At 53.4% G+C, this 25,190-nt stretch carries 24 protein-coding genes; 21 read left to right on the forward strand and 3 right to left on the reverse strand.

Translation table 11 applies throughout. The features are described from left to right. Positions 1 to 7 precede the first annotated feature (7 nt). The 13 genes from CHH67_RS18430 to CHH67_RS18490 all read left to right on the forward strand — a co-directional run bounded on the left by CHH67_RS18430 (position 8) and on the right by CHH67_RS18490 (position 14,553). Positions 8 to 985, forward strand: coding sequence for an ABC transporter ATP-binding protein (locus CHH67_RS18430; protein ID WP_095266671.1), 978 nt, complete (start codon positions 8 to 10; stop codon positions 983 to 985). Further along, entirely contained in the window at positions 982 to 1,947 is a 966-nt protein-coding gene (locus CHH67_RS18435) for an ABC transporter ATP-binding protein (RefSeq protein ID WP_095266672.1), read from the forward strand. Before CHH67_RS18430 ends, CHH67_RS18435 begins: the two co-directional genes overlap by 4 nt. 183 nt (positions 1,948 to 2,130) lie before the next feature. Further along, positions 2,131 to 3,108: a D-alanyl-D-alanine carboxypeptidase family protein gene (locus CHH67_RS18440; RefSeq protein WP_179292163.1), complete on the forward strand. Its 978-nt coding sequence runs from the start codon at positions 2,131 to 2,133 to the stop codon at positions 3,106 to 3,108. A gap of 303 nt (positions 3,109 to 3,411) precedes the next feature. Beyond that, positions 3,412 to 4,392, forward strand: coding sequence for an LCP family protein (locus CHH67_RS18445; RefSeq protein ID WP_095266673.1), 981 nt, complete (start codon positions 3,412 to 3,414; stop codon positions 4,390 to 4,392). A gap of 187 nt (positions 4,393 to 4,579) precedes the next feature. Next, the gene (locus tag CHH67_RS18450; RefSeq protein ID WP_095266674.1) at positions 4,580 to 5,014 is read left to right on the forward strand and encodes a CBS domain-containing protein; all 435 of its coding nucleotides are present in this window, start codon (positions 4,580 to 4,582) and stop codon (positions 5,012 to 5,014) included. A gap of 186 nt (positions 5,015 to 5,200) precedes the next feature. Continuing rightward, entirely contained in the window at positions 5,201 to 5,503 is a 303-nt protein-coding gene (locus tag CHH67_RS18455) for a MazG-like family protein (protein ID WP_176475605.1), read from the forward strand. Then, positions 5,500 to 6,423 carry a DUF2232 domain-containing protein gene (locus tag CHH67_RS18460; protein WP_244908248.1) on the forward strand — a complete coding sequence of 308 codons (924 nt, stop codon included), beginning with the start codon at positions 5,500 to 5,502 and terminating at the stop codon, positions 6,421 to 6,423. Before CHH67_RS18455 ends, CHH67_RS18460 begins: the two co-directional genes overlap by 4 nt. 11 nt (positions 6,424 to 6,434) lie before the next feature. Beyond that, the gene (locus CHH67_RS18465) at positions 6,435 to 8,426 is read left to right on the forward strand and encodes a DHH family phosphoesterase (protein WP_095266677.1); all 1,992 of its coding nucleotides are present in this window, start codon (positions 6,435 to 6,437) and stop codon (positions 8,424 to 8,426) included. Then, the gene (rplI, locus tag CHH67_RS18470) at positions 8,423 to 8,866 is read left to right on the forward strand and encodes a 50S ribosomal protein L9 (RefSeq protein ID WP_095266678.1); all 444 of its coding nucleotides are present in this window, start codon (positions 8,423 to 8,425) and stop codon (positions 8,864 to 8,866) included. The genes CHH67_RS18465 and rplI overlap by 4 nt, the downstream gene beginning before the upstream one ends. A 2-nt stretch (positions 8,867 to 8,868) precedes the next feature. Further along, the gene (gene dnaB / locus CHH67_RS18475; RefSeq protein ID WP_095266679.1) at positions 8,869 to 10,233 is read left to right on the forward strand and encodes a replicative DNA helicase; all 1,365 of its coding nucleotides are present in this window, start codon (positions 8,869 to 8,871) and stop codon (positions 10,231 to 10,233) included. A gap of 317 nt (positions 10,234 to 10,550) precedes the next feature. After that, on the forward strand, positions 10,551 to 11,837 hold the full coding sequence (locus CHH67_RS18480; RefSeq protein ID WP_095266680.1) for an adenylosuccinate synthase: 1,287 nt from the start codon (positions 10,551 to 10,553) through the stop codon (positions 11,835 to 11,837). Positions 11,838 to 12,040: 203 nt separating this feature from the next. After that, positions 12,041 to 12,736, forward strand: a complete 696-nt coding sequence (locus CHH67_RS18485; protein ID WP_095266681.1) for a hypothetical protein — start codon at positions 12,041 to 12,043, stop codon at positions 12,734 to 12,736. Positions 12,737 to 12,987: 251 nt separating this feature from the next. After that, positions 12,988 to 14,553, forward strand: a complete 1,566-nt coding sequence (locus CHH67_RS18490) for a peptidoglycan DD-metalloendopeptidase family protein (protein WP_095266682.1) — start codon at positions 12,988 to 12,990, stop codon at positions 14,551 to 14,553. A gap of 98 nt (positions 14,554 to 14,651) precedes the next feature. On the opposite strand, the gene CHH67_RS18495 is transcribed toward CHH67_RS18490, so the two are convergent. Continuing rightward, the gene (locus tag CHH67_RS18495) at positions 14,652 to 14,837 is read right to left on the reverse strand and encodes a hypothetical protein (protein ID WP_095266683.1); all 186 of its coding nucleotides are present in this window, start codon (positions 14,835 to 14,837) and stop codon (positions 14,652 to 14,654) included. 107 nt (positions 14,838 to 14,944) lie between these two features. Next, positions 14,945 to 15,289 (reverse strand): DUF4181 domain-containing protein, encoded by a 345-nt coding sequence (locus CHH67_RS18500; RefSeq protein ID WP_095266685.1) that lies wholly within the window; start codon positions 15,287 to 15,289, stop codon positions 14,945 to 14,947. A gap of 307 nt (positions 15,290 to 15,596) precedes the next feature. Here CHH67_RS18500 and yycF point away from each other — a divergent pair, with 307 nt between their 5' ends. From yycF to CHH67_RS18525, 5 genes are all read left to right on the forward strand, one after another. Then, entirely contained in the window at positions 15,597 to 16,328 is a 732-nt protein-coding gene (gene yycF / locus CHH67_RS18505; RefSeq protein WP_095266687.1) for a response regulator YycF, read from the forward strand. Beyond that, positions 16,328 to 18,157, forward strand: coding sequence for a cell wall metabolism sensor histidine kinase WalK (gene walK, locus CHH67_RS18510; protein WP_095266688.1), 1,830 nt, complete (start codon positions 16,328 to 16,330; stop codon positions 18,155 to 18,157). Before yycF ends, walK begins: the two co-directional genes overlap by 1 nt. Further along, the gene (locus tag CHH67_RS18515; RefSeq protein WP_095266690.1) at positions 18,154 to 19,449 is read left to right on the forward strand and encodes a YycH family regulatory protein; all 1,296 of its coding nucleotides are present in this window, start codon (positions 18,154 to 18,156) and stop codon (positions 19,447 to 19,449) included. Before walK ends, CHH67_RS18515 begins: the two co-directional genes overlap by 4 nt. Positions 19,450 to 19,521: 72 nt before the next feature. Continuing rightward, positions 19,522 to 20,268, forward strand: a complete 747-nt coding sequence (gene yycI / locus CHH67_RS18520) for a two-component system regulatory protein YycI (RefSeq protein WP_095266691.1) — start codon at positions 19,522 to 19,524, stop codon at positions 20,266 to 20,268. Positions 20,269 to 20,276: 8 nt separating this feature from the next. After that, positions 20,277 to 21,080: an MBL fold metallo-hydrolase gene (locus CHH67_RS18525; RefSeq protein WP_095266693.1), complete on the forward strand. Its 804-nt coding sequence runs from the start codon at positions 20,277 to 20,279 to the stop codon at positions 21,078 to 21,080. A gap of 154 nt (positions 21,081 to 21,234) precedes the next feature. Here CHH67_RS18525 and CHH67_RS18530 read toward each other — a convergent pair whose 3' ends face one another. Further along, positions 21,235 to 21,498 (reverse strand): alpha/beta-type small acid-soluble spore protein, encoded by a 264-nt coding sequence (locus tag CHH67_RS18530; protein ID WP_176475600.1) that lies wholly within the window; start codon positions 21,496 to 21,498, stop codon positions 21,235 to 21,237. Between the two features lie 691 nt (positions 21,499 to 22,189). On the opposite strand from CHH67_RS18530, the gene CHH67_RS18535 reads away from it, so the two are divergent. The 3 genes from CHH67_RS18535 to CHH67_RS18545 all read left to right on the forward strand — a co-directional run bounded on the left by CHH67_RS18535 (position 22,190) and on the right by CHH67_RS18545 (position 24,965). Continuing rightward, complete coding sequence (locus CHH67_RS18535; protein WP_095266695.1) at positions 22,190 to 23,524, forward strand: S1C family serine protease; 1,335 nt, start codon at positions 22,190 to 22,192, stop codon at positions 23,522 to 23,524. Between the two features lie 273 nt (positions 23,525 to 23,797). Beyond that, positions 23,798 to 23,965 (forward strand): CxxH/CxxC protein, encoded by a 168-nt coding sequence (locus CHH67_RS18540; protein ID WP_095266697.1) that lies wholly within the window; start codon positions 23,798 to 23,800, stop codon positions 23,963 to 23,965. A 424-nt stretch (positions 23,966 to 24,389) separates the two neighbouring features. Next, positions 24,390 to 24,965 (forward strand): GNAT family N-acetyltransferase, encoded by a 576-nt coding sequence (locus CHH67_RS18545; protein ID WP_095266698.1) that lies wholly within the window; start codon positions 24,390 to 24,392, stop codon positions 24,963 to 24,965. Positions 24,966 to 25,190: the final 225 nt, after the last annotated feature.

Here is a 25,190-nt window from a genome sequence, read left to right on the forward strand (position 1 = left end):
ATGCGATATGGCTAAAGATTTAGTTGAATTTCGAAATTTAAAAACGCATTTTCAAACCTCAGCAGGCACCGTGAAAGCCGTCGACGATGTGAGTTTCAAAATTCGCGAAGGCGAAACGCTGTGTGTAGTTGGTGAGTCCGGCTGCGGTAAAAGCGTGACTGCGATGTCGCTGATGCGTTTGATTGACGTTCCTCCTGTTGGAGGAGAGATCCTGTTTGAAGGCAAAGATCTGTTGAAGATGAGCAAGCGTGATATGAGCTTGATTCGCGGCAACGATATTGCCATGATCTTTCAGGAGCCAATGACCTCACTCAATCCCGTTCTAACGATTGGAGAGCAAATCGTGGAACCGATTATGCTTCACCAGCTTGTCAATCGGAAGGAAGCGAAACAGCGTGCGATTGAGCTGATCAATCTTGTAGGTATTCCGCGTGCGGAGAAGATCTTTGACTCTTACCCGCATGAATTGAGTGGCGGTATGCGCCAGCGGATCATGATTGCGATTGCGCTTAGCTGTAATCCGAAGCTTCTGATCGCGGATGAGCCGACAACGGCGCTGGACGTTACTATCCAGGCCCAGATTCTCGACTTGATGCGTGATATCAAGGAGAAATTTAACACCGCCATCATGCTGATTACTCATGACCTCGGTGTTGTGGCCGAGATGGCTGATTATGTGGTTGTTATGTATGCAGGGAAGGTCATTGAGGAAGCGCCGGTGATCGAGCTGTTCCAAAGGCCGAAGCATCCTTATACGAAAGGCCTGCTGAAAGCGAAGCCGGTGATTAACCAAAAGCAGGAGCGATTGTATTCGATTCCGGGACAGGTTCCAAACCCGGTGGATCTTGGAGACAACTGTCATTTCCATGATCGTTGCGAATTCTGCATGCAGATTTGCAAGGAGAAAGAACCCCCGCTTGGTACTGATCCGAACGGCCATAAGGTTGCCTGCTGGCTGTATGAAGAGGAGGGGAAAGTAGAATGAGTCAAGCGCTGATTGAAGTTAATAACCTGAAGAAATACTTCCCTGTCACCGGCGGCATTCTGCAGCGTACGGTAGGCCATGTTCGAGCGGTAGATGGCGTTAGCTTCACGATCAATAAGGGTGAATCCTTCGGTCTTGTGGGTGAGTCAGGCTGCGGCAAGAGCACCATCGGGCGTACCATTCTGCGACTGCTGGAAAAGACGGAAGGCAAGGTCATCTTCCAAGGGCAAGATATTCATGAGCTGCCTAAGGAGAAAATGCGTACGTTGCGTCCGAAAATGCAAATTGTTTTCCAGGACCCATTCAGCTCCCTGAACCCAAGGATCAAGGTCGGTGAGGCGATTGGCGAGGCTCTTATTGACCATCGGTTAGTAAGCAGAAAAGAATTGAAGGACCGGGTTATTGAAACGCTGGAAATCTGCGGACTTGCAGCGTATCACTATGACCGTTACCCGCATGAGTTCTCGGGTGGTCAGCGCCAACGCATCGGGATTGCACGGGCGCTGATTATGAACCCGGATTTCATCGTTGCCGACGAGCCGGTTTCCGCACTGGACGTATCGATTCAGGCACAAATCATTAACCTACTGAGCGATCTGCAGCGGGATAAACAGCTGACCTATCTGTTCATCTCCCATGATCTTAGTGTGGTGGAGCATCTGTGTGACCGGATAGGAGTTATGTACCTCGGATCGATGGTGGAGATGGCGAGCAAGGAAGAGCTGTTCCGTAATCCGCTGCATCCGTACACGAAAGCGCTGCTGTCTGCGGTGCCTGTTCCGGATCCGACGCTGAAGAGAGAACGGATCGTCCTCACAGGGGACATTCCGAGCCCGGCGAACCCGCCTTCAGGCTGCAAGTTCCATACTCGCTGCCCGCTGGCTTCCGACCTGTGCAAACAGCAGGTGCCGGAGTACCGGAATGTGGGCAACAATCATTTTGTTGCCTGCCACTACGCTTAATACAAATCATCGAAATCTCATATTTGCAGACTAGATGCCAGGCCTCTTCGAGTGATTCACTCGAAGAGGCCTGTTTGTCATGGCCAATGATACCGCGTTACATAAATTTCCACTTAACTTTTTTTGAAAAAATGCAGACCAAACGCCGTTTTCAACCGTCTTATATATACGGAGGGCTTTTTCATGATGAAAAAACGGTGGCTTATTATCCTATGCATAGGTTTAGTCGTGATATTTGTCGGTACGGTATTATTTTCAAATACAGAACGCCTCGGTTTTAAGCCTGCCATCAACGCGCAAGCGGTCGTTCTGATGGAGATTGACACAGGGCGGATTCTTGTCAATCACAATGGAGAGATGCCTTTGCCGCCGGCAAGCATGTCCAATTTGATGACAGAGCTGATCATTCTCGAAGATCTCAAGGCCGGAAGAATATCCTGGGACGACGAGGTTGCCATCAGCGAGGAAGCATCCACCATCGGAGGCGTTCAGCTGTCTCTTAAAGAAGGCGATGTACTAACCGTTCGCGAGCTGTTTCAAAGCGTAGCGGTTTACTCGGCCAATGATGCCGCTATGGCGCTGGCTCAGCATGCATCCGGCTCCGAGAAGGCTTTCGTGCAGCGGATGAACGCCAAGGCGAAGGAGATCGGACTGTCGAGCCATACGCGCTTTAGCAGCGCATCCGCGATTGATGGCCGGGGAAGCGGGAAGGCCGGTTCCGGGCAGGATGAAGGGACTAGAATGACAGCAAGAGATACGGCGCTGCTGGCTGCTCATCTTATTGATCATCATCCCGATGTTCTCACTGCCTCGAGCCAGACTCAACTGAAGATTGTGGGACGTGATTTATACTTAAGCAACACGAACTGGATGCTCCCTTCCTTGAGAGGTCCCTACTCCTATGAGGGCACAGACGGGTTGAAAACAGGGTACAACGAACAGCTTGGCTACTGCTTTACAGGCACGGCGGAGAGACAAGGGACGCGGCTGATTGCCGTCGTTATGGGAACGCCGACGAAGGAAGCCAGGTTTGAGGAAACGCGCAAGCTGTTTGAATACGGCTTCTCCAAAACATTAAGCTGGAAAGAAAGACTCGGAGACTGGATGACGCATCCGGTAGCGGCTGAGGCCGTCACTCACGAGTCTTTCTCACGCCTATAGGAATCTAGCATTCCATGTAATAGAAACTGAGGTATATGTTGTGAATACCGTCTGAGAGGTTCACATTTCACAAGCCGCTGGTTACAATAGAGCCCGGGGAGTGATGACGATGACTCACCGTTAGGTGACGTCCTGGCTCGCCAGAAGCTGCCTGTGACATGGCGTGATGACCCAGACCCAGTGTGTCAGAAGATAGCGTCCCGTTTAATAGTAAAAGGGAGGTTAGCGCCCTCTTCCCGCCGATGCCTGGCTCTTGGAAAAGGATAAATAAATATTTTCATATATAAAGAAGGAATCTGACTCATGAAGAGGAAAACAATATATATTACCCTTGCTGTCCTGCTGGTTGCGGGTGCAACCGCATGGATGTTCCGAACCCAGCTAGCGGTGATGGCGTTCGATCTGTTCATGGCAGAAGAGGTTGAGAACTCCTTGCAGCGGTCGTATAAGCCGCTCGAAGGTAGTCAAGCGCCCGATCCGGTGATGCTTCAGAGCAAGCCGTTCTCGGTCATGCTGCTGGGAAGCGACCAGCGCGAGAATGAACCTGCCCGTTCAGACACGATGATCTATGCTGTTGTGCGTCCGAAAGAATCCAAGGTATTGCTCATATCGGTTCCACGCGACACGTACACCGACATTATCGGGCGTGGCAGCAAGGATAAGATTACGCATGCGTTTGCCTTTGGAGGCCACCAGATGGCCAAGGACACGATGGAGGCTTTCCTGGATAAGAGGATTGATTATTACGCATCGATTAATTTCCAGGGTTTGAAAGATGTTGTTGATGCGATGGGCGGCGTGGCGCTGCCGATCGGCAAGGATATTGTCAATAAGGGAAGAGATCACGAGAAGTTCACGATAGAAGCCAACAAACCGATATATAACGGGGAAGAGGCTTTGAACTATGTAAGATATCGGGAGGATAGCGATTTTAACCGGGCCAAGCGTCAGCAGGTGTTTCTCGATGTGGCCGCCAAGCGGCTCAGACAGCCTGACCAGATTGGCAAGGTTCCGGAATTGATCGAGATTATGGGAGACAACTTCCAGACCGATATGCAGCCTAAATTTATCATTGATCTGGCCAAACAGATGCTGACCGGGGGCAAGGTCGATATGACCAGCTTTACGATTATGGGTGACGGGATGCGGATTGGCGGCATTTACTACAACGATCCCGACCTGGAGGATGTTCGCGAAGCCCGGGCGTTGATTGACAACTGGATGAATCCCGATACGAAGGCGGATCAGCTGCTGAAACCGCGCGATGCGGATGTACAAATATGACTGCGCTCCGCCGCCTCCGGCCGGACCGGATCGGCGGATTCGCGTGTCATTCCAATAATAGTGATTCAGCAGTCCGGAATTGGCTGCTGATTTTGTGTCCCCGATGAATGGGAATTGCCTCCAGCAACGTATGTATGGGTATAAGGGTAAAATGGCTTTTGGCAAAGGTCATAAGGAGGATAACAGAATGAATATCGCGTTCTTTCTATTACCGAAACAAGACGTGATTTGTTTAACGCTTGATTCCACGCTCAGGCAGACGCTGGAGCGGATGGAATACCACAGGTACACGGCTGTGCCTGTACTGAATGATAACGGGGAGTATGCCGGCACGGTAACCGAAGGGGACCTGCTGTGGCATATGAAGAACTCCGGCGGCAAGATTACTTTTGAGAACGCTTCAAAGTTTGTGCTTAAGGATGTCCCGTTTCGAATGGATATTAAGCCGGTGTCGATCGACGCCAACATGGAGGATTTGATCAATCTGGCGAAGGTGCAGAACTTTGTGCCGGTTGTGGACGATATGAACCGGTTTATCGGCATCGTCCGCCGCAGCCTGATTATTGAATATTGCGAACGTTTTGTGTCCAAGGAGACGGTTGAGCCGCAGGGAGCTTCGTAAGAAGCCGGCAGTTGTACCGGCAGGGGCGTGTAACCGCGAGTGATGGCGGGATGCACGTCCTATTTATTTGCGGATTGCAGGAAGTGAGGCTTATGCATCCGGGGCCGGGGGGCTTTGTGTGAGTGGGATTTTTTTGTGCTATAATGGAGAATAAAGCTTTTTCGGGGAGAGATGGGGATGTCAAATATGCCGAAAGACTTGGATGTAGCCAAACGGGCCAAAGTCATTGAATGGCTCAAAACGGAAGTGATTGACAATGTATCCCGGTTGTTCAAAGCTTTATGGGAAGGAAGTACCACCAAGGTTGCAGACAGTTTGGCAAGCCTGATGATGAGCTCCTACATACTAGGGCGCAGGCTGGGCATGTCGTATCGGGATTTAGACAGTCTCTTATTGGAGAAATTGAAAAAGCATAAGCAGGAAGGTCACCAGCTTGAGGATTGGTACCAGGACATATCCGCGCTAGAAGAACATTTGCGTAAGAGGTGAACATATTGAAACTTCGCTGGACTACAGCGGCTTGGAGCATCATCTATCTGTTGCTGCTGCTTTCGCTTGTAACACCATTTTCGATCGTGACCGCATTTTTGCTCGTTCTGCCGGTTGCGATTCTGTTTACGGCGTTAGATACTAGATCATTTATTGTGCACATCGCACCAGTATGGATTATTGCGATGTTGATTGAACCGTTTTTCCTGTTGCTGGCGCTGTATTTCTTAATACCGGGACTTGTGTTCGGGTACTTGTACCGCAAAAGAAGACCGGCGATGCAGGTGCTCAAATACGGGATCGCAGTCCTGCTGCTTGAGATGCTTGTCCTGCTGATGGTAAGCACAACCTTCTTCGAGTTGAGTTTGTCGCGGTATGTGGATGAGATCGTACAGATGACCACAGCTCCGCTGACAGAAATGGGTGTGAACAGCAGTCTGGGCAGCCAGTTCTGGACAGAGGCAGACACCGCCGCATTAAAGGACAGAACGATGCAGCTGGTGCCGTTTGCGATGATTATCAGCGCGTTCCTGATGACGGTGGTTACGCATGCGCTGGCCCGTCCGACCTTGAACAGCATGGGGCTGTCCGTACCCCGGTTGAAGCCGGCTAGAGAGTGGATGATGCCGCGCTCCTTGCTCTGGTATTACCTGCTTATTTTTTTCATAAGCTTGGCTATCCGAGATTCGGACAACAACTTTATGCATTTGATTGTAGCCAACGCGATGCCGCTGCTGCAGATCTGTTTCATGATTCAGGCGCTGGGATTCTTCTATTTCCTCGCCCATGAGAAAAAGTGGCACCCCGTCATTCCGCTGTTGACGGCTATTCCGATTGTCCTGTTTCCACCGGCGATCATTGTCGGCATCATAGACCTGGCGTTTCCACTTCGTCAAGCGATCAGTAAAAACAAAAGATAGGGTGATCAGTCATGCCTAAATTTCTGCAGAAACGCTGGCACGGCTATCATACCGTTTGGGCGTTCGCACTGGTACTCCTGCTAGTGATCCTGCTGTCTTACTATAATACGATTCTCGGCATCATCGCATTGCTGCTGGCGGTGGTTGGCGGCTACACGATGCTGAAGGCAGAGATGAAATTCCGCCGGGAGCTGGTGGATTACATCGGCGAGCTGTCCTTTCGTATTCAGAGGGTCGAGGGCGAAGCCATCAGCGCTCTTCCAATCGGCATTGTGCTATACAGCGAAGACAAGACGGTGGAGTGGCATAATCAGTTCGTGCTGAACATGTTTCCTCACGAGAAGCTGGTCGGGCAGTCATTGAACGAACTGTTTCCGCAGCTGAGCACATCGATGCGTGATGCCAAGGATGGCAAGGAGCCTGCGCCCGAGAGGTTCCGGCTGGAAATCGCGCATGAGGACAAGCATTACGAAGCGACAGTTATTCCGGAGGAACGTCTAATCTATCTGGACGAGATTACCGAGCTGGCCGTGCTTCGTCAACGATACGAAGAAGAGCGGCTGGCGCTCGGGATTATTATGATGGACAACATGGACGAGGCTTCGCAAGGAATGGATGACCAGCAGCGGACCGCACTCATTGCCAAGGTGACCAGCGAAATTACGGATTGGGCGCGCGAGTTCAACGTATACCTGCGCAGACTGTCGTCTGACCGCTATCTGATGATGCTGAACAAGCGTTCGCTGGATGCGCTCGAGAACAGCCGTTTCGTGATTCTGGACGAGGTCCGGGAGATGACAGCGGAGCTGAAGGTGCCGCTCACCTTGAGCGTGGGGCTGGCCTTCGGCTCGGACGATATCACCGAGCTGGGTCAGCTAGCCCAGTCCAGTCTCGATATGGCGCTTGGACGGGGCGGGGATCAGGCCGCTGTGAAGGCTGGGCAACGCCTCTCCTTCTACGGAGGCAAATCCAATGCGGTGGAGAAGCGGACCAGGGTCCGGGCGCGGGTCATTTCCCATGCGCTGCGCGATCTGATGCAGGAGAGCGATCGCGTCATCATTATGGGGCATAAGCTGCCGGATATGGACGTGATCGGAGCTTCCATCGGTGTCCTGAAAGCGGCACAGCTGTACAATGTTGAGGCATTCATCGTGCTGGAGGGACTGAACCCGTCCATCCAGCGTTTGATGAGCGAGGTGCGCAAGGACGAGGCGCTCATGGACCGGTTCATCTCCCCGGAACAAGCGATGCAGCTGCTCAGCGAGCACTCCTTGCTCGTCGTTGTGGATACGCATAAGGCGTCGATGACGATGGAGCCGCGTCTGGTGGAGCGAGCCAGCCGGGTGGTCGTTATGGACCACCATCGCCGGGGCGAGGAGTTTATTAACGATGCGGTGCTCATATATCTTGAGCCCTATGCGTCGTCAACCTGTGAGCTGGTGACCGAAGTGCTGCAGTATATCCACGACCGCGTATCGCTGACGCCGCTGGAGGCCACGGCGATCCTGGCGGGTATTACGGTTGATACGAAGCATTATGCGCTGCACACCGGGTCCCGCACGTTTGAGGCGGCCGGTTTCCTGCGGCGGCATGGTGCCGACACGATGATGATCCAGCGGGTGATGAAGGAGGATTTGACGGAATTCATTGCCAAGGCAGAAATCGTGAAGCATGCTAGAATGGTATATGAACATATCGCACTTGCAGTCTCGAAGAGCGGGGAGAAGATTCCGCAGCTGCTTATAGCTCAGGTGGCAGATTTATTGCTGAATATGACCGATGTTCAAGCTTCATTCGTCATTAGCGAGCGTCCTGACGGCCGAATCGGCATCAGTGCCCGCTCGATGGGAAAGCTCAATGTCCAGGTCATCATGGAGCGGCTGGGCGGTGGCGGACACTTAACGAACGCCGCAGTCCAGCTGAATACGACGCTGGAGGAAGCAGAGGAGAGGCTGCTGGAAGTACTGGCAGACATTGAAGCGAAAGAGGGGTTATTCGAATGAAAGTCATTTTTATCAAAGATATGAAGGGTCAAGGCAAGAAAGGCGAGGTTAAAGAGGTCTCGGAAGGCTATGCAACGAATTTCCTGTTCCCGCGCGGCATCGCTCGTCCGGCGACGGAAGGCAATATGAAGACTTTGCAGCAGCAAAATGCCTCCGAACAGAAGCGGAAGGCGGAAGAGAAGGAAGAAGCGGCGCAGCTCGGCAAGAAGCTGGATGAGATGACCGTTGTGCTGAAAGCAAAAGCCGGCGAGGGCGGACGATTGTTCGGCGCCATTACGAGCAAGCAGATTGCCGAAGCGTTGGCTGAGCAGAAGATTAAAATCGACAAACGCAAAATTGAACTGGGTGAGCCGATCCGCACGCTTGGCGTAACACAGGTGCCGGTGAAACTGCATCCTGAGGTCAAAGCGACGCTCAAGGTTCAAATTACGGAGGAATAAGCATGGGGGGAGAACTCTATTTCGATCGGGTGCCTCCGCAAAACCTGGAGGCGGAGCAGGCGGTGCTGGGCGCCATCCTGCTGCAGAGCGAAGCGCTGATCACGGCGATGGAACGGGTGCAGAGCGAGGACTTCTACGACAAGACGCACCAGATGATCTACGAAGTGATGGTTCAGCTCGGGGAAGAGAATCAGCCGATCGATTTGGTGACTCTCACCTCCAGGCTTCAGGATAAAGGCCAGCTGGAGGAAGTGGGCGGCGTCAGCTATCTGGCGAAGCTGGCCCACGCGGTACCGACAGCTGCGAACGTCGACTACTACGCCCAGATTATCGAGGAGAAATCGATGCTGCGGCGTCTGATCCGGACAGCGACGCAAATCGTCAGCGAGGGCTATACCGGCGGGGATGACGTCGGTTCACTGTTGAGCGAAGCCGAGCGGCGCATCCTGGAAATCTCGAACCGCCGTACGGGAAGCGGCTTTATCGCGATCCGGGATGTGCTGATGGAAGTGTTCGAGAAGGTGGAGACGCTGCATCAGAACCGGGGAAGCACGACGGGCATTCCGTCGGGATTCGTAGACCTAGACAAGATGACCAGCGGATTCCAGCGCAGTGACTTGATCATCGTAGCCGCCCGTCCATCGGTCGGGAAGACGGCCTTCGCCTTGAATATCGCCCAGAATGTGGCGATCCGGGCGAAGGAGACGGTTGCCATCTTCAGTCTGGAGATGTCTGCGCCGCAGCTCGTACAGCGGATGATCTGTGCGGAGGCCAACCTGGATGCCGGCGTTATGCGGAACGGGGATTTCAAGGGCGACGAGGATTGGTCGAAGCTGACGATGGGCATTGCCGCCCTGTCTGAAGCGGAAATTTACATTGACGATACCCCGGGCGTCACGGTAGCGGACATCCGGGCGAAGTGCCGCCGCCTCAAGAAAGAGAAGGGCCTTGGCATGATTCTGATCGATTACCTGCAGCTCATTCACGGGCGCGGCAAGCCGGGGGAGAACCGGCAGCAGGAAGTGTCCGAAATTTCCCGTACACTGAAGCAGATTGCGCGGGAACTGGAAGTGCCGGTCATTGCGCTGTCCCAGCTCAGCCGGGGCGTGGAGCAGCGTCAGGACAAGCGTCCGATGATGAGTGACCTTCGGGAATCCGGCTCGATCGAGCAGGACGCCGACATCGTGGCGTTCCTGTACCGGGATGATTATTACAACCAGGAAACGGAGAAAAAGAACATCATCGAGATCATCATCGCCAAGCAGCGTAACGGTCCGGTCGGCACCGTGGAGCTGGTCTTCCTGAAGAACTTCAATAAATTCGTCAACTATGAACGTACACATGCTGATGCATTTGCCGCAGGGTGATTCAACCTTGCGGCTTTTTTGTGTGTTCTCGATGGTTCATATGTGCCGCGGGCTGTAAGATTGCGAGTATTCAAGGTCGTTTACCTGAGAGTTAACGGATTCAGTGTCCTGTTCTTGTCCTAATTCCGAACAATCATAAATTGGATAGTGGAATTGTTCGCTTTTGTATTTGACTTTGAAAATTGGGGCTGTTACACTGATATTGCTGCTTTAGTGCAGTGATGTTTGACTGATGGTCTTTTTTATCATGCCCTTATCATAAAGGGAGAGAGTCAAGGAATAATACAGGGTGTATGAACACCGACGGAGGAATGAATATGTCAACGGTAGTCGTTGTGGGAACGCAATGGGGAGATGAAGGGAAAGGGAAGATCACGGATTATTTGGCGGAAAGCGCTGACGTGGTCGCCCGTTACCAAGGCGGCAACAATGCCGGCCACACCATTCTGATTGACGGCAAAAAATTCAAGCTTAGCTTGATTCCATCCGGAGTTTTCTATAAAGATAAGATCTGTGTCATCGGCAACGGCATGGTAGTAAATCCGGCTGCGCTGATCGAAGAGATTCAATATATTCATGACAATGGCTTTACAACCGACAATCTGGTCATCAGTGACCGCGCGCACGTCATTATGCCTTATCACATGGTGCTGGATGCGCTGGAGGAAGATCGGAAGGGACCGAACAAGATCGGTACAACGCGCAAGGGGATCGGTCCTTGTTATATGGATAAGGCGGCGCGTAACGGCATCCGCATCTCGGATCTGATGGACCCGGAAGAGTTCGAACTGAGACTTCGCCATATGGTGAAGGAGAAGAATCAAGTGATCACCCAGGTATACGGCGGGGAAGCCCTGGATGTAGAAGAGATTCTGGAGCAATACCTCGGTTATGCGGAAGCCATCCGTCCGTATGTACGGGATACCTCCGTGGTGCTTAACGATGCGATTGACGATAACAAGAAGGTGCTGTTCGAAGGCGCGCAGGGCGTCATGCTGGACATCGACCAGGGGACCTATCCGTTTGTGACGTCCTCCAATCCGTCTGCGGGCGGGGTATGTATCGGCTCCGGCGTTGGCCCGTCGAAGATCCAGCAGGTGATCGGGGTAGCGAAATCCTACACGACCCGTGTGGGTGACGGTCCGTTCCCAACCGAGCTAAACAATGAGATCGGCGATTATATCCGTGAAAAAGGCCATGAATACGGCACCGTAACCGGCCGTGCGCGCCGTGTCGGCTGGTTCGACAGCGTCGTTGTCCGTCATGCTCGCCGCGTGAGCGGGATTACCGGCCTGTCGCTGAACTCGCTCGACGTGCTCAGCGGGCTGGAAACGGTCAAAATCTGCACCGCGTATCGCTATCGCGGCGAAGAGATTAGCCACTATCCTTCCAGCTTGAAGATGCTGGCTGAGTGTGAGGCCATATATGAAGAGCTTCCGGGCTGGAGCGAGGACATTACAGGCGCGAAGACACTGGATGATCTCCCGGCTAATACGCGCCGCTATGTGGAGCGCGTGTCGGAGCTGACGGGCATTCCGATTGCGATCTTCTCCGTGGGACGCAACCGTGAGCAGACGAATCAGGTGCTGCCGATTTACGAATAATAGAATTGAATAAACATACAGATGGAAGCCTGCCGGGATCGGCAGGCTTTTTCTTCATGCGGCTTCCCCTTCTTTTTTCGAGAAAATATGAAAGTCGGAGACTGAACCTATGAGATCCCGTCAATACTGGAACAAGAGAGAATCGGATCATAGAGTGGCCCGGTTTTGATGATGAGAGGGTGGGATAGAAGGAGGAAGTCCTGATGAATATGTTAAAATGGCTGCTCAAGCTATGTTTGTCTGCTATTTTGGTCAGTTTCTTAACCATTATGACGACGGGGTTCGTCGTCAATGCTTATATTCAGTCTCTGCTTGCGAGTTTTAATATTCAACTGGAGGGGCAGCCTTTCGGTTTAAGCACGATGATGCAAAGCATGCTGGGTGATCGGGGGGCCTCGGAGAAGAAGAACGCGGAATCGCCGGTCCAGAACGCCGCGGACAGCGGCCGGGGTGATGCTAACGATCCGTCCTCACATACGGCAGGGCAGTCGACCCCTGAGGGGGATGGAAATGGCGGGGCGACGGGTCAGCTGGAGGAAGAGGAGTCCACCGCGACAGAAGGCCAGGGCGAGGTCACTGATGAAGATCAGCCTCCAGACAATTCACTCCCGGTCATGGGCGGTGTTGATAGCCGATCTGAAGACTCAGGGCTGGAGAATGAGCAGCTTGTGATGACGCCGAATGATATTGTGGATAAGAAGGACAGCTTGCCTGTGGAGGACAAAGAGGAGATCTTCCTGATCCTGATGCAGCGGCTTCCGCAAGCGGAAATGCAAAAAATATCCGAGGCGATGGAGAACGGACTGACGACCGCAGAGCTGGAGGAAATCGAGCAGATTGTATCCAAATACTTGAATGAGGAAGAATTCGACCGATTGCTGACCAAGCTGCAGGAATAGACGATCATTCCGTGTTTTCGGATGCGTTGTCACGATTTTGTCACCAAATCGAATACTTTGTAAAATGGGAAAATTTATGAGACCCGCGCCTGGCGCGGGTTTTTCGCATTCTGTCGGAACTTGAAAAAAGGTTTGTGCCTGTGCTAAAGTAAACGGAGATCAAAAAGGTTAAAATTTTGATACCTTTTAAAGAATGATGTGCCAACTTACATAATCATTCGGATTAGAAATGACACTCAAAGGAGAGGGACATGAGAGGTTTCAAAGGATCGTGGTGGAAAGACAGCGCCCTGCTCAAAAAGGAAGCTCAAAGCTCTGCGGAGCCTCAGGCGTCCGGCAGTGCTTCGAAATCGCCATCCCATCCCGAACGTCGCGGGTGGTGGGCTAAGCAAAGCAAGTGGGTCTGGATCACGGCTGGAGCAATCATCATCGCCGGCTCAATTTATACAACAAGCAAAGCCTACGTTAATGCAAATACAATCCCCTACTATCATGTATATGTTGATGGCAAGCATGTGGGCGCCATCGAGGATGACGCCCAGCTCGATCAGCTATTTGAGGCTAAGCAGAAGGAATATCAGGACAAGTATCCGGGCACGTTCATGGTGCTGCAGACCGAAGGCATCACAACGAGAGCGGACCGTGGATACAAGCCGGAGATTGACAGTGAGCAGACGCTTCAGAAACTGGACGGTATGCTGCAGGCCTACGCGCGCGGTGTGGAGCTGAAGGTGAACGGCGAGACGGTGGCGGTCGTGAAGGATCAGGAGACGGCACAGGCAGCGCTGGAAGCTGCAAAGCTCAAGTATGCGCCGGATGCAGCTCAGGTAGAGACGAGCCAAGTCAAGTTCACCAAGGTCTCGGCGTCCGCTTCATCGGACAACAAGGCATCCGAGGGCAGTGAACTGAAGTCGGTTAACATTAAGGAGAGCATCGAGCTGGCCAGAACGAAGGCGAGTCCGGAGGAAGTGCTGGATGTGGAGGCCGCTGTCCAGGTGCTGACAGATACGAAGGATCAGCCAGTCATCTACACGGTGAAAGAGGGAGACACCATCTCCTCGATCGCACAGCAATACGGGATGACGAGTGCGGAAGTGATGGCGCTGAACCCGGAAGTTGAGGAAAAGTATGTGCAGATCGGCTCCGAGCTGCGATTGACCAAGCCGGAAGCGCCGATTACGGTACGAACGGTGGAAACAGTCACCGAGAAACAGCCGAGCAAGCCGGAGATCATCGTTCGCGAGAGCGATGAGCTTCCGAAGGGCACGCGCAAGGTCGTGCGCCCCGGGCGTGACGGTGTGAAGGTGGTCAACTATTCAGTGACCAAGGAGAACGGCCAGGTCGTGGCCAAGCAGTGGCTCGGCCAAGAGGTGGTGCAGGAAGCGCTGCCGGAGGTCGTCTACAAAGGCACGAAGGTTGAGAAACCTGCCGCGCCTGCGGTCCAAGCGTCAAGCAGCAAGCAGTTCGCTTGGCCGGTCAGCGGAGCAAGGGTGACCAGCTCCTTCGGCAGCCGCTGGGGAAGATCCCATGACGGGATCGATATTGTGGGCAATCGGACCATCAAGGCTTCGGCCGCCGGTAAAGTGGTATTTGCAGGCGAGCAGAGCGGATATGGCAAGGTGGTCATCGTCGATCACGGCAACGGCTACAGAACCCTGTACGGCCATTTAAACAGCATCTCCGTGCGTAATGGCCAGTCTCTGCAGCAGGGCTCTAAAGTCGGGGTTATGGGCAGCACAGGCCGCTCAACCGGCATCCATCTCCATTTCGAAATTCAAAAAAATGGAGTTCCGCAAAATCCGATGAAATATTTATAAATCTGTGATATACTTGTAGCGTCAATGTGACATAAGCCATTATGGTTTCATATATCATAACAGTAAAGCAGGCCGCTCCTTTGTTGGGGCGGCCTGCTTTATGTTTCGGGAAGCAGCTGGTAGGGGGTCGGGGATGGAGGACCGCCGTAGCGGGAATTCATCTTTCCGCCTGCAGTTGTCCGCCCTTTGCGCTGAATGAATCCGGGCAGAAGTGGCAAAGGGCTCCCAAAGGCATTCTCCAAGCTGATTTCCTCCCGCTCCGCCAGCGGCATCCCCGTCACCATGCTGGCTGATCCAGGAAGCTTAAGCGCCGGTCCCCCAAAGAAGGAAGCGGTCCTGCTTGGGGGAGCGGGAGTTGGGGATGGAGGGCAGCGGTAGCGGGAACTCATCTTTATAGGAACAGCACCCATAACGTCACTATCCCGCTTAGGGATACCAGATAAGTCGTGACGACATGCTCCTTCGTTTCCGGGATATACTTCTTATCCATGTATCTTTTTACTCCGAGGAACACCGTGCCCCCGAGCAGCCACAGCTTGGTAGCCAGCGCCTTGTCGATGATTCCGCCCCAGTCGAGAACCATCATACTGATTACAAAAGCAATGAAACACACTAATATGCGAAAATAGCTGTCACTTCCCTCGGTATCGAATAGCGATACCTTTTCGGTCACCAGCAGCCTGCGAAGGGCCGCTTGGAGGAAAACCAGGATAACAAAAATACCGGCAACTTCCATATAAATCGCCTCCAGAGCATCTGATTAAGTGTCCAGCCCTGCGTTTACACGTCTTATCTAGTTTTACGGACACTCGGCGCCTGTGGTTCCAATATCGGTTAACGGCGACGGACAGAACGACCAGCCCAGCGAAAGGCAATACTCCAGCCACATGAGCGCCCCAGAACACCGCGAGTCCCCGGGTATGGCCCAGCACCTTCCGTACGGCCGGGCAGACCGGAACTGCTTCCGTGGTAGGGTGTACCTGCGCCCTAGGTGTGGTAAAATGAAAAGAAGACCGTTCAAGTGAAGGTATGAGGTGAAAGGTATGCAGGGAACGATTCTGGTGGTGGATGACGAACAACCCATTGCCGATATTTTAAAGTTTAATCTGGAGAAAGAGGGCTATGAGGTCATCTGCGCATTTGACGGCATCAGTGCGGTTGACATTGCGCTGACGCGGCATCCGGACTTGATGCTGCTCGACCTGATGCTGCCCGGCAAAGACGGTATGGACGTGTGCCGTGAGGTGCGTGCCGCCAACCTGCAGATCCCGATCATCATGCTGACGGCCAAGGACGGAGAGATCGACAAGGTGCTCGGACTGGAGCTTGGTGCGGACGATTATGTGACCAAGCCGTTCAGCACCAGGGAGCTGCTGGCCCGCGTGAAGGCGCAGATGCGCCGGCAGCACAAGCCGGATTTCGGTGTGGGACGAGCAGAGGAAGCTCATGACACGAGACAGGGGCTGCGGCTGTTTGACCTGTTTATTGATACCGATATGTACCTCGTCTATAAAGGCGGGGAAGCGCTGGACCTGACCCACCGGGAGTATGAACTGGTCTATTATTTGGCCAAAAATGCAGGCAAAGTGATGACCCGGGAGCACCTGTTGCAGGCGGTGTGGGGATTTGAATATTTCGGCGATGTGCGGACGGTCGATGTGACGATTCGCCGCCTTCGCGAGAAGATCGAAGAGAATCCGAGCAAGCCGGAGTATATTCTGACCCGGCGGGGGCTTGGCTATTTGATGCGCAGCCCTAAAAACGGAGGCCTCTAATGAAATGGCTGTCCTTCTTCCGCACAATCCAGGCGAAGGTGATCATTATTTATGTGCTGCTCATTTTGATTGCCATGCAATTGATCGGGGTGTACTTTGTCAGCGCGATGAAAACCTCGCTCACCAGCAACTTCACCAAGGATTTGCAGGAGCGGGCGGAGCTGATGTCCGTGCTGGCTGCCAAGACGCTTGGCGGCGAGAATGAATCGGAGGATGACCCGGTGGAGAGTCTGCGCGTCATGGTGAACAATCTGTTCAACCTGAACGGGGCTGAGATCCAGGTGCTGGATTCAACGGGGCGGGTACTGACGACCTCGCTGCCGACACACGCGGATTATGTGGGAACGAAGAACACCCAGACAGTGGTCAGCCGGGCGCTGCAAGGGATCAGGGACAATGAGGAATACATTATTGATGATGATAACATCCGCAAAAAGGTGGTTGCCAAGCCGGTCATCTACAACGAAAAAATCGTAGGGGCCATCTACATCGTTGCGAGCATGAGCGAGCTGTATGGCACGATGCAGCGGATTAACAATATTTTTATATCCGGGATTCTGCTGGCGCTGGGATTGACCGCTGTGCTTGGCGTCATTCTGTCGCACACGATCACGCATCCGATCAAGGAGCTGACCCGGCATGCCCGTGCGGTGGCCGAAGGCCGCTTCACCGAGAAAACGCCGGTGTTCGGCAGTGATGAGATCGGCCAGCTCAGCCAGGCGTTCAATTATATGACAAGCCGTCTGCGCGAGGCTCTGTCACAGAATGAGGAGGAGAAGGAGAAGCTTGCCTCCATTCTGACCAACATGAGCGACGGCGTGATCGCCACCGACGATGCTGGCCGCGTGATCCTGATGAATCGCCGGGCCAGCGAAATGCTTGGCGTGGAGGGCGAGGAGCTGGCTGGCCGCGAGATTAGCTCCCTGCTGGGGCTGGAAGAGCCGGAGGCCGAGTCTCTCGCCCAAGGCGGCGAGGTTGGCTCGAAGCTGCTGGAGTTTGTGCCGCGCGAGGGCGGCCAGCCGGTGATGATGCGGGTGACGTTCACCCCGATTCATCGCCGGGAGATTGGCATTACAGGCACGATTGCGGTGCTTCAGGACGTTACCGAGCAGGAGAAGCTGGAGGCTTCGCGCCGGGAGTTCGTGGCCAATGTATCGCATGAGCTGCGCACGCCACTGACTACGATCAAGAGCTATACGGAAGCGCTGGAGAGCGGAGCGCTGGAAGATAAGCAGATGGGACCGCGATTTGTCGGTGTTATCCAGAATGAGACGGAGCGGATGATCCGGCTGGTCACGGATCTGCTCCATCTGTCGCGGCTGGATTCCAAGGAAGCGGCGCTGCATAAGGAGCCGACGGATATTTTGGAAATGCTGGAGGATGTAGAGGACAGGTTCTCTTTTCAAATGAAACAGAAACGCATTCGCACGCTGATTGAGATCAAACCGGGGGTACCCACCGCCATGCTGGACCGCGACGGGATTGACCAGGTGCTGGACAATCTGATCTCCAACGCCCTGAAGTATACGCCTGATGGCGGAACGATTACGATGGGAGCGGCGATCACCGAGGATGGAATGCTCTCGCTGTCCGTCAAGGATACAGGGATGGGGATCCCGAAGAAGGATCTGGACCGGATCTTCGAGCGCTTCTACCGGGTGGACAAAGCCCGGACGCGCAATCTCGGCGGGACGGGACTCGGCCTGTCCATTGCCCGGGAAATTGTAAGGGCCCACGGGGGCTCCATATCCTTGCAGTCTGAGCTTGAAAAAGGAACCGTCGTCACCTTTACACTGCCTCTGAAAGACGAAGGGGGGTCTGCGACGTGAAGGAGCGGCTCAAAACGATTGTGCTCACCGTGCTGGTCGTCAGCAGTCTGGTGCAGAGCTTCTTCCTCATCTATCGTCTGCCGGGCAACGACTCGGCCGTACAGTCCCCCAATGCCTACATCCGCACCGAGGAGATGGGGACGGAGGAAAAAGCCGAAAATCTGCTGTACCCGGATAAAATGATCGTCCATATGGGGGAGAGCAAGCATACGATTTTCTATCCGAATGATACGTTCTACAACCTGATCTACACCCGGCTCAAGGGACGCACCTTTGACAGCTTTCAGCGCCGCATGGTGACCAATATGGATTGGGAGAAGCTGCGGTCGGAAAGTCAGGGTATCGAGCTGAGCTTCGATTCCGGTGTCCCGGTCAGGCTGCTGCAGCGAGTGATGCAGATTCGCCCGGATTCTACGTTTGAAGGCGAGAGCATCAACCGGATGTGGCTGTACAGCGTGGAGGGGGAGCCCAAGATTCATGTACTCTTCTTCAGTACAAAAGGGGATGCCGTCTACGAGGCGGGACAGGCCGACTTGACGCCGCAGGATGTGCAGCAGCTGGTGGATTTTGGCCAGAACTGGATGTCATACACGCTGACCGATGGCGGCTATTATTTGCCCGGTACCGATATGGATATGATCCGTGTCGACATGCCGCTTGGCATGTACACGATTGAGCAGATGCAGCGGAGCCTGTTCTTCGATCCGAGCATTACGCGCAATATCCGGGAGCGGGATGGCTCCCAGATCTACACTGACAGCAAGCGAAGCCTGCAGGTAGACCATGCCCAGAGCTGGATCAGTTATACGGACCCGGCAGCGCCGCCGTCGGGCGAGAGCAACCCCGGGAAGGATGTGCTGTCTGCCATTGATTTCGTGAATCAGCATGGCGGATGGAACGGCATCTTCCGGCTGAGCTGGGCGGATGAATCCGAGGACCGGACCCAGGTCGGATTCCAGCAGTATTATGGCGGGTATCCGATTCTGAATACGCGTGCTTTCCCATTTGGCGTTATGGAGCTGGATCTGCAGCAGGGAACGGTCACGTCTTATGAACGCTCGCTCTTGTACTTGCAGGACGAGCCGCTGGCCAAGCAGGTGGTGAAATTGCCGGGCGGCGAGAAGCTGGCGGCAAGCCTTGAAGAACTGGTCGGCGAAGCCTCTATGGCTTCCATTGCTTCGATTGATCCGGCCTATGTTCCGGAAAGCCTGGACGATGGCGTGCGGCTTAAGCCGGTATGGGCGGTAAGACTGGAGAATGGCAGCATTCGTACGGTCGCCGCTGTGGAGTGAAACCAGTGATGGCGAATCGCCAATTTCCGAGACCGGACGCAGGGTTAAGCTATATGTGAAGGAGGGAAGAAGATGGACTGGGGACGAGCCAAAAATGTGCTGATATACGCCTTTCTGCTGCTCAATCTGGTGCTCGGTTATCAGCTCTGGATTGATTATCGGGAACAGGCCGGCTCCGGTCTGGACTTCACCTCCCTGTCGCCAAGCACCCAGCGGATCATGGAGGACAACCGGATTCAGGTGCTCAGCCCGATTCCGACGGAGACGCCGCAGCTGCCCAAGATCGCGTATACGTTCAGTGCGCAGGAGCAGAGGGAACCGGTGGTGATGGACACCCCGGTGGATACGAAGCTGATCTACGCTGATGAGCGGGAGCTGCGAAGCGCGCTGGAGGGCCAGGTCGAAGAGCTGGATCAGTACCGCCATGATCCGCAGTCGGACAAGGAGAATGTATTCGTGTTCCGTCCGCTTGTGCTCAAGGAGTGGCCGCTGTTCAATGTGGAGCTTGAGTTCTATCATGAATCGCAGAAAATTCAGGCCTATCATGAGCCTGTGTTCGATATACAGCCTACCGATGATGTGGAGGAGCAGAAGGTGCTTCCGGCATCGAAGGCGCTGGAAACGTTGATTGAGCGGAATTTTATCCCGCCGGAATCGGTGGTCAGGGATATCCAGCTCGGCTACTATGGGCAATTGTTTAATACGGAGGTCCAGCTGGCCGCGCCAACCTGGCGGTTTACGCTGGATACGGGAGAAATGATCTATGTTCAGGGCATTAGTGGAGATGTCTTCACGCCCAAAAGCGATACAAAGGAGTAAACAGACTTATGGGGATTTCATTTTCCGTGCTGTCGAGCGGCTCGACGGGCAATGCAACGATTGTCCGCAACGAGGATACGACGCTGCTGATTGATGCCGGCCTTAGCGCACGGCGGATCAATGAGCTGCTGAAGGAACGGGAAGTCATGGGGGAAGAAATCGACGGCATTCTGGTCACGCATGAGCATTCCGATCATATTCGCGGCCTTGGCGCAGTGGCGCGCAAGTACAACTTGCCGATCTATGCCAATGAGAAGACATGGGAGGCCATGGAGAAGTCGATTGGCGCGATTGCGGAGGAGAACCGGATTGTGCTGGAAAGCCATGAGGTGAAGGATTTTGGCAGTCTGCGGGTAGAGCCCTTCGAGATTTCCCATGACGCTGCAGCGCCGGTCGGCTACTGTTTCTATGATGGGGATGAGAAGCTGGGCGTTGCGACAGATCTGGGCTATGTCAGTGATAAGGTGAAGAAGGCGCTGGACGGCTCTGACGTGCTGGTGCTGGAGGCGAATCATGATATCGAGATGCTGCGTATGGGACGTTATCCGTGGAACACCAAGCGCCGTATTCTTGGCGATATGGGCCATCTGTCCAACAATTCGGCAGGCGAAGCGTTAAGCGAGCTGCTGACCGGGGATACGAAGCGGGCTTATCTGGCCCACCTCAGTCTCGATCACAATATGATGGATTTAGCCAAAATGACGGTGCGCGACACAATGGAAGACGCGGGCTGTTTTTTCAAAGAGAGTGAGTTCAAGTTGTGTGATACGTATTATGACCGCCCGACGCCTTGGGATAAGGTAGGCGAGTAGAAGGGCCGTTTCTTGAAGCTGGTGCAAGATTTCATGCATGAAAGCTATCATTCCAATCATAGAATAGAACCGGGAACAAGGCTGCTTCTTCATCGAATAAGAGAGAACGCAGCCTTGGTTATGTGGGACAGCTGATAGCCGGGACAGCGGTTGGTTAAGATTTGCTCAGTTCATCCTGGGCCCGTCTGATCATCTCTCTGACCATCGGGCCGCCGATCCTGCCGCCGATTTTGCCGGCTTGCTCGGTTGTGAGGTCTCTGTTGCCCGCAGGCTTCAGAGGTATTCCCAACGAATCGGCTACTTCGTATTTCACTTCCTTCTGTGCGCTCGGATCGACATGAAAGCCTTCCTGTTTCATCACCTGGTTCATGAATTGCTGCATTTCCGGAGATCTGTGTCTGCGGGATCTTCTAGCCATCGAAGTTCAACCCTCCTTTATATGATTGCGAACAATCGCGTGTTCTTTAGCATTCCCTGCGGGGAACAAGAACATGAGTGCGGGATTTAGGAAGATCGGCCAAATATGAAACCCGAGGTCTTTTTAGCACGTATGAATAGGTATGCGCATCAGGGGATAACGGTTGTTAGAAGAGATTAGAAGGCTTGTCCGGGGCGAGTGGATGAGGGGCCTACCCTTATTTTGGTTCTAAAGATACGCTGACATGAAGCTTCGCTCGTATGTTACAATAGGAGATAATGGCAGATGGAATGAGGCCGCTATAATCCAGCATTTCTTGTTGTATAAACGGATATGCCATGCTTCGCACACCCTGTTTGTGGTAATAAAGAGTACAGGGTACTTTTTTAACAGTGGTGCGGGAATACATACCTTTTATGTATATAATTAGCAATCATTGGTTTGTCGGCTGTTTCGGTTTTTTGCACAAGCATTTCGTGAAAGAGTACGATAAGGATGCAACTTTTCGGGGATATCATCAGTTAAATACTATATAGAGATAAGCAACTGAATGTCAGGCGATCATAGATAGCTTGGACACGGTTTGATGGCAGGTTGTTTTAAGGCAAGTACGTTCGGACGTTGTCGTTCAGGCAGAATGTCTACAGCTGGAAATGTCTTGCGTTAAACAACGAGGGAGAGAGGGATCGCAATGGGATTGTTTGACGACGATTTTTATTCTACAAAAGTATCCAGACGAAGCAAAAATGCCAGCGAGGACCGATCCGAGCGAGTGAAGTGGAGATCCAGCCGTCGCCGGAGGGGGCTGACTACATTTCAAATATCGGCGATCAGCTCGGTATGTAGTGCGTTGATTGCCGTCATGTTGTTCAGCTTGATCTCCGGAAGTCCGGCGGATAGACCTGCTGTAACCTATGTGAATGGGGGACAACAGGTAGCGCAGTTCGAGGGAGACCCGTACGAGCGGCTTGCCAATGCCGCTGCGAAGGTGCGCCCGGCTGTCGTCAGTGTATTGACACATAAGAACAGGCCGCCGGTGGAAGAAGAGGATTCATCAACACTGCTGCCGGAGGAATTTGAACTGCCGGAAGGATTTGATTTTGGCGAGGATTTCGATTTTGGAGAAGAGTTCGGCTTGTCTGAGGAAGATGCGCTCGGTTCGGGTGTGATCTTCAAGAAGCTGGAGGGCAAGGCGTATATTATAACGAATAACCATGTGGTGGAAGGCGCGGACACGTATGAAGTGGTGACGGTGAACGGCGAGATCAAGCCGGCGACGCTGGTCGGCACGGATCGGGTCAGCGACATCGCCGTATTATCCATCGATGCGAAGGGCATTGACGAGATCGCCGAGTTCGGGGATTCCTCGAAGGTCAGACTCGGTGAGACGGTCATTGCGATCGGGAACCCGCTGGGGCTTGGCGGTACGCTGACCTCAGGCGTGGTGAGTTATACGAATCGCGTGATCCCGGTGTCGCTGAATCAGGACGGCATTTACGACTGGGAAGCTACGGTTATCCAGACGGATGCGGCGATTAATGAAGGGAACAGCGGCGGCGCTCTGGTCGATCTTAATGGCCGTGTGATTGGCATCAACACGATGAAGATTGCCGATACCGGCGTGGAAGGGCTCGGGTTCGCCATTCCGGTCAATGACATTACGGAGGTGGTGACGGAGCTGATGCTGAAAGGCTACATCGCCCGTCCATATCTCGGCGTATATACGGTAGATCTGGGCAATCCGTATGCTCCGCTGAGCAAGAAGGAGCGAGAGAACCTGAAGCTGCCGAAGGGTGTGACCGAGGGCGTTGTCATTCTGGATGCGCTTGGACCTGCCAAGGAAGCGGGGCTTAAGCTGAACGATGTCATCGTGAAGCTGGACGGCAAGCCGATCAACACCACGCTGGAGCTGCGCAAGCATCTGTATCGCGAGACGAAGGTGGGCAGCAGTATGACCGTTACCTTTTATCGTGAAGGGGTGCTGCAGTCGCTCAAGGTGAAGCTGGAGGAGAAGAAGGAAGATTAACCCGAGGAGACCTCGGAATTGTTCTCGGATGTGTACTCCGCCACCGGCAATGAGCTGATCGGACTGATCGGTATAATAAATAATAGGTTAACTTAGAGAAATAGATAAATCATGAAAAAGGTTATCGAATAGACGCAGTACGGAAAGGGGCGCATCAGGCGCTCCTTTTCTGTTAAAGGCATTTCCTTTTTCCACCGAGTGTGGTAGAACAGAAGAGTGGCTATAATAGACATTACCCAACACGATGCGAAAGATAGAAAGGATGCTTAATTCATGTACGTCGTATGCAAGGAACATGTGGAGATTGCCATCGAGAATTTTGTGGACGAATACGAGGACGCCCCGGATATTGTGGATCTGAAGGAGACAGAGTTTTCGGACTGGGACCCACCGGTGAAGTGTGCGGAGTGCGAGAAGCATGCGGAATTTTTAGTTGTGTAGAGGCATCGCGCCAATGCGGCCTCAATAGCATAGATAGAGCCTGGGAAAGCGTGAGAGATCACGCTTTTTTTTGCACTTGTGGGTGGGTAGATGGATCTGAGAGGATGCGGGCTGAGACTGGAAGTACTCAGATGTGTTCTTTTGTGCTAAGGATGAAGAAGTGGGCATTATGCCCTGCCGGATCGCAAGGTGTGTAACAACCAGATTGTGGATGGTAGAATGGAGCTATAGATGTTGTCTCGTGGTGATGTGAGCAGTATGGGTCGTTAGAGTTCAGGATTCGTCTGGAGAACACAGGATGGGATACATACATAATGTTGGGCGGCCTACGTACACTCAATAGAAGAAGCGGTGTGCAGGTGTGGTGTTGCGGTATATGCGATGCAGACTGCATACGGAGAAACCATAAAGGGGAGGGCTCGGGATGTCTACGGTTCATGAAGGACTGCTGCTGGAGTTTCCGGTGCTGGAAACGGCCAGACTGCGTTTGCGGGAGCTGACTTCAGGAGATGCAGAGGCGTTGTTCCGCCTGTTCGCATCGGAAGAGCTGATGAAATATTACGGGCGGTATCCGATGAGCGAGATCATCGAGGCGGAGGAAATGATAGAGCGTCACCGGCTGCTGTTCGAGGAGCTTCGCGGCATCCGCTGGGGGCTGGAGCTTAAAGAGAACGGGCAGCTGATCGGAACAGCCGGGTTCCACGCCTGGGTGCCCCATTATAACCGGGCAGAGATCGGGTATGAGCTGGACTCGGTCTACCACGGACAAGGGCTTGCCAAGGAAGCGCTGACCGCAGCGATCCAGTATGCGTTTGAGGCGATGGGCCTGAACCGGATCGGAGCGTTGGTGTATCCGGAGAATGAGGCGTCCGCAGGGCTTCTGCTGAGGCTCGGGTTCGAGCTGGAAGGGCTGCTGAAGCAGTATGCGCTGTTCCGTGACCGGTACCAGGACTTGAATATGTATGCGCTGCTCAGGGAGCAGTGGGAGCGTAGAGGCTGAAGGGCCCATGGCAAAGGCTGAGGATTAGAGATTAAAGGACTGAAATAACTGAAAGACTGAAAAACTGAAAAACTAATGCAAACCCAAGGGCCAGAGGCATCAGCCTGTGGATCTGATGAAGCAAATAGCAAATAGCAAATAGCAAATAGCATTGAACAATTACAGCGTACGATCTCGTGCAAGCCGGTTATGATCGGTGGTGTGATTTAGATACGTTGGATAGAT

The organism is Paenibacillus campinasensis (genome assembly GCF_002272015.1).
In the GTDB taxonomy this organism is placed as follows: Bacteria; Bacillota; Bacilli; order Paenibacillales; family Paenibacillaceae; genus Paenibacillus_AQ; species Paenibacillus_AQ campinasensis.

Bases quoted from the DNA above. Each gene is read 5' to 3' on its own strand.
- CHH67_RS18540 (WP_095266697.1), top strand. From the start codon at position 23,798: ATGTACGTCGTATGCAAGGAACATGTGGAGATTGCCATCGAGAATTTT.
- CHH67_RS18435 (WP_095266672.1), top strand. From the start codon at position 982: ATGAGTCAAGCGCTGATTGAAGTTAATAACCTGAAGAAATACTTCCCT.
- CHH67_RS18535 (WP_095266695.1), top strand. From the start codon at position 22,190: ATGGGATTGTTTGACGACGATTTTTATTCTACAAAAGTATCCAGACGA.
- CHH67_RS18490 (WP_095266682.1), top strand. From the start codon at position 12,988: ATGAGAGGTTTCAAAGGATCGTGGTGGAAAGACAGCGCCCTGCTCAAA.
- CHH67_RS18455 (WP_176475605.1), top strand. From the start codon at position 5,201: ATGCCGAAAGACTTGGATGTAGCCAAACGGGCCAAAGTCATTGAATGG.
- CHH67_RS18525 (WP_095266693.1), top strand. From the start codon at position 20,277: ATGGGGATTTCATTTTCCGTGCTGTCGAGCGGCTCGACGGGCAATGCA.
- dnaB (WP_095266679.1), top strand. From the start codon at position 8,869: ATGGGGGGAGAACTCTATTTCGATCGGGTGCCTCCGCAAAACCTGGAG.
- CHH67_RS18430 (WP_095266671.1), top strand. From the start codon at position 8: ATGGCTAAAGATTTAGTTGAATTTCGAAATTTAAAAACGCATTTTCAA.
- CHH67_RS18480 (WP_095266680.1), top strand. From the start codon at position 10,551: ATGTCAACGGTAGTCGTTGTGGGAACGCAATGGGGAGATGAAGGGAAA.
- yycI (WP_095266691.1), top strand. From the start codon at position 19,522: ATGGACTGGGGACGAGCCAAAAATGTGCTGATATACGCCTTTCTGCTG.
- CHH67_RS18450 (WP_095266674.1), top strand. From the start codon at position 4,580: ATGAATATCGCGTTCTTTCTATTACCGAAACAAGACGTGATTTGTTTA.
- CHH67_RS18530 (WP_176475600.1), bottom strand. From the start codon at position 21,498: ATGGCTAGAAGATCCCGCAGACACAGATCTCCGGAAATGCAGCAATTC.
- CHH67_RS18495 (WP_095266683.1), bottom strand. From the start codon at position 14,837: ATGGTGACGGGGATGCCGCTGGCGGAGCGGGAGGAAATCAGCTTGGAG.
- CHH67_RS18485 (WP_095266681.1), top strand. From the start codon at position 12,041: ATGAATATGTTAAAATGGCTGCTCAAGCTATGTTTGTCTGCTATTTTG.
- rplI (WP_095266678.1), top strand. From the start codon at position 8,423: ATGAAAGTCATTTTTATCAAAGATATGAAGGGTCAAGGCAAGAAAGGC.
- CHH67_RS18545 (WP_095266698.1), top strand. From the start codon at position 24,390: ATGTCTACGGTTCATGAAGGACTGCTGCTGGAGTTTCCGGTGCTGGAA.
- CHH67_RS18500 (WP_095266685.1), bottom strand. From the start codon at position 15,289: ATGGAAGTTGCCGGTATTTTTGTTATCCTGGTTTTCCTCCAAGCGGCC.
- CHH67_RS18445 (WP_095266673.1), top strand. From the start codon at position 3,412: ATGAAGAGGAAAACAATATATATTACCCTTGCTGTCCTGCTGGTTGCG.
- yycF (WP_095266687.1), top strand. From the start codon at position 15,597: ATGCAGGGAACGATTCTGGTGGTGGATGACGAACAACCCATTGCCGAT.
- walK (WP_095266688.1), top strand. From the start codon at position 16,328: ATGAAATGGCTGTCCTTCTTCCGCACAATCCAGGCGAAGGTGATCATT.
- CHH67_RS18465 (WP_095266677.1), top strand. From the start codon at position 6,435: ATGCCTAAATTTCTGCAGAAACGCTGGCACGGCTATCATACCGTTTGG.
- CHH67_RS18440 (WP_179292163.1), top strand. From the start codon at position 2,131: ATGATGAAAAAACGGTGGCTTATTATCCTATGCATAGGTTTAGTCGTG.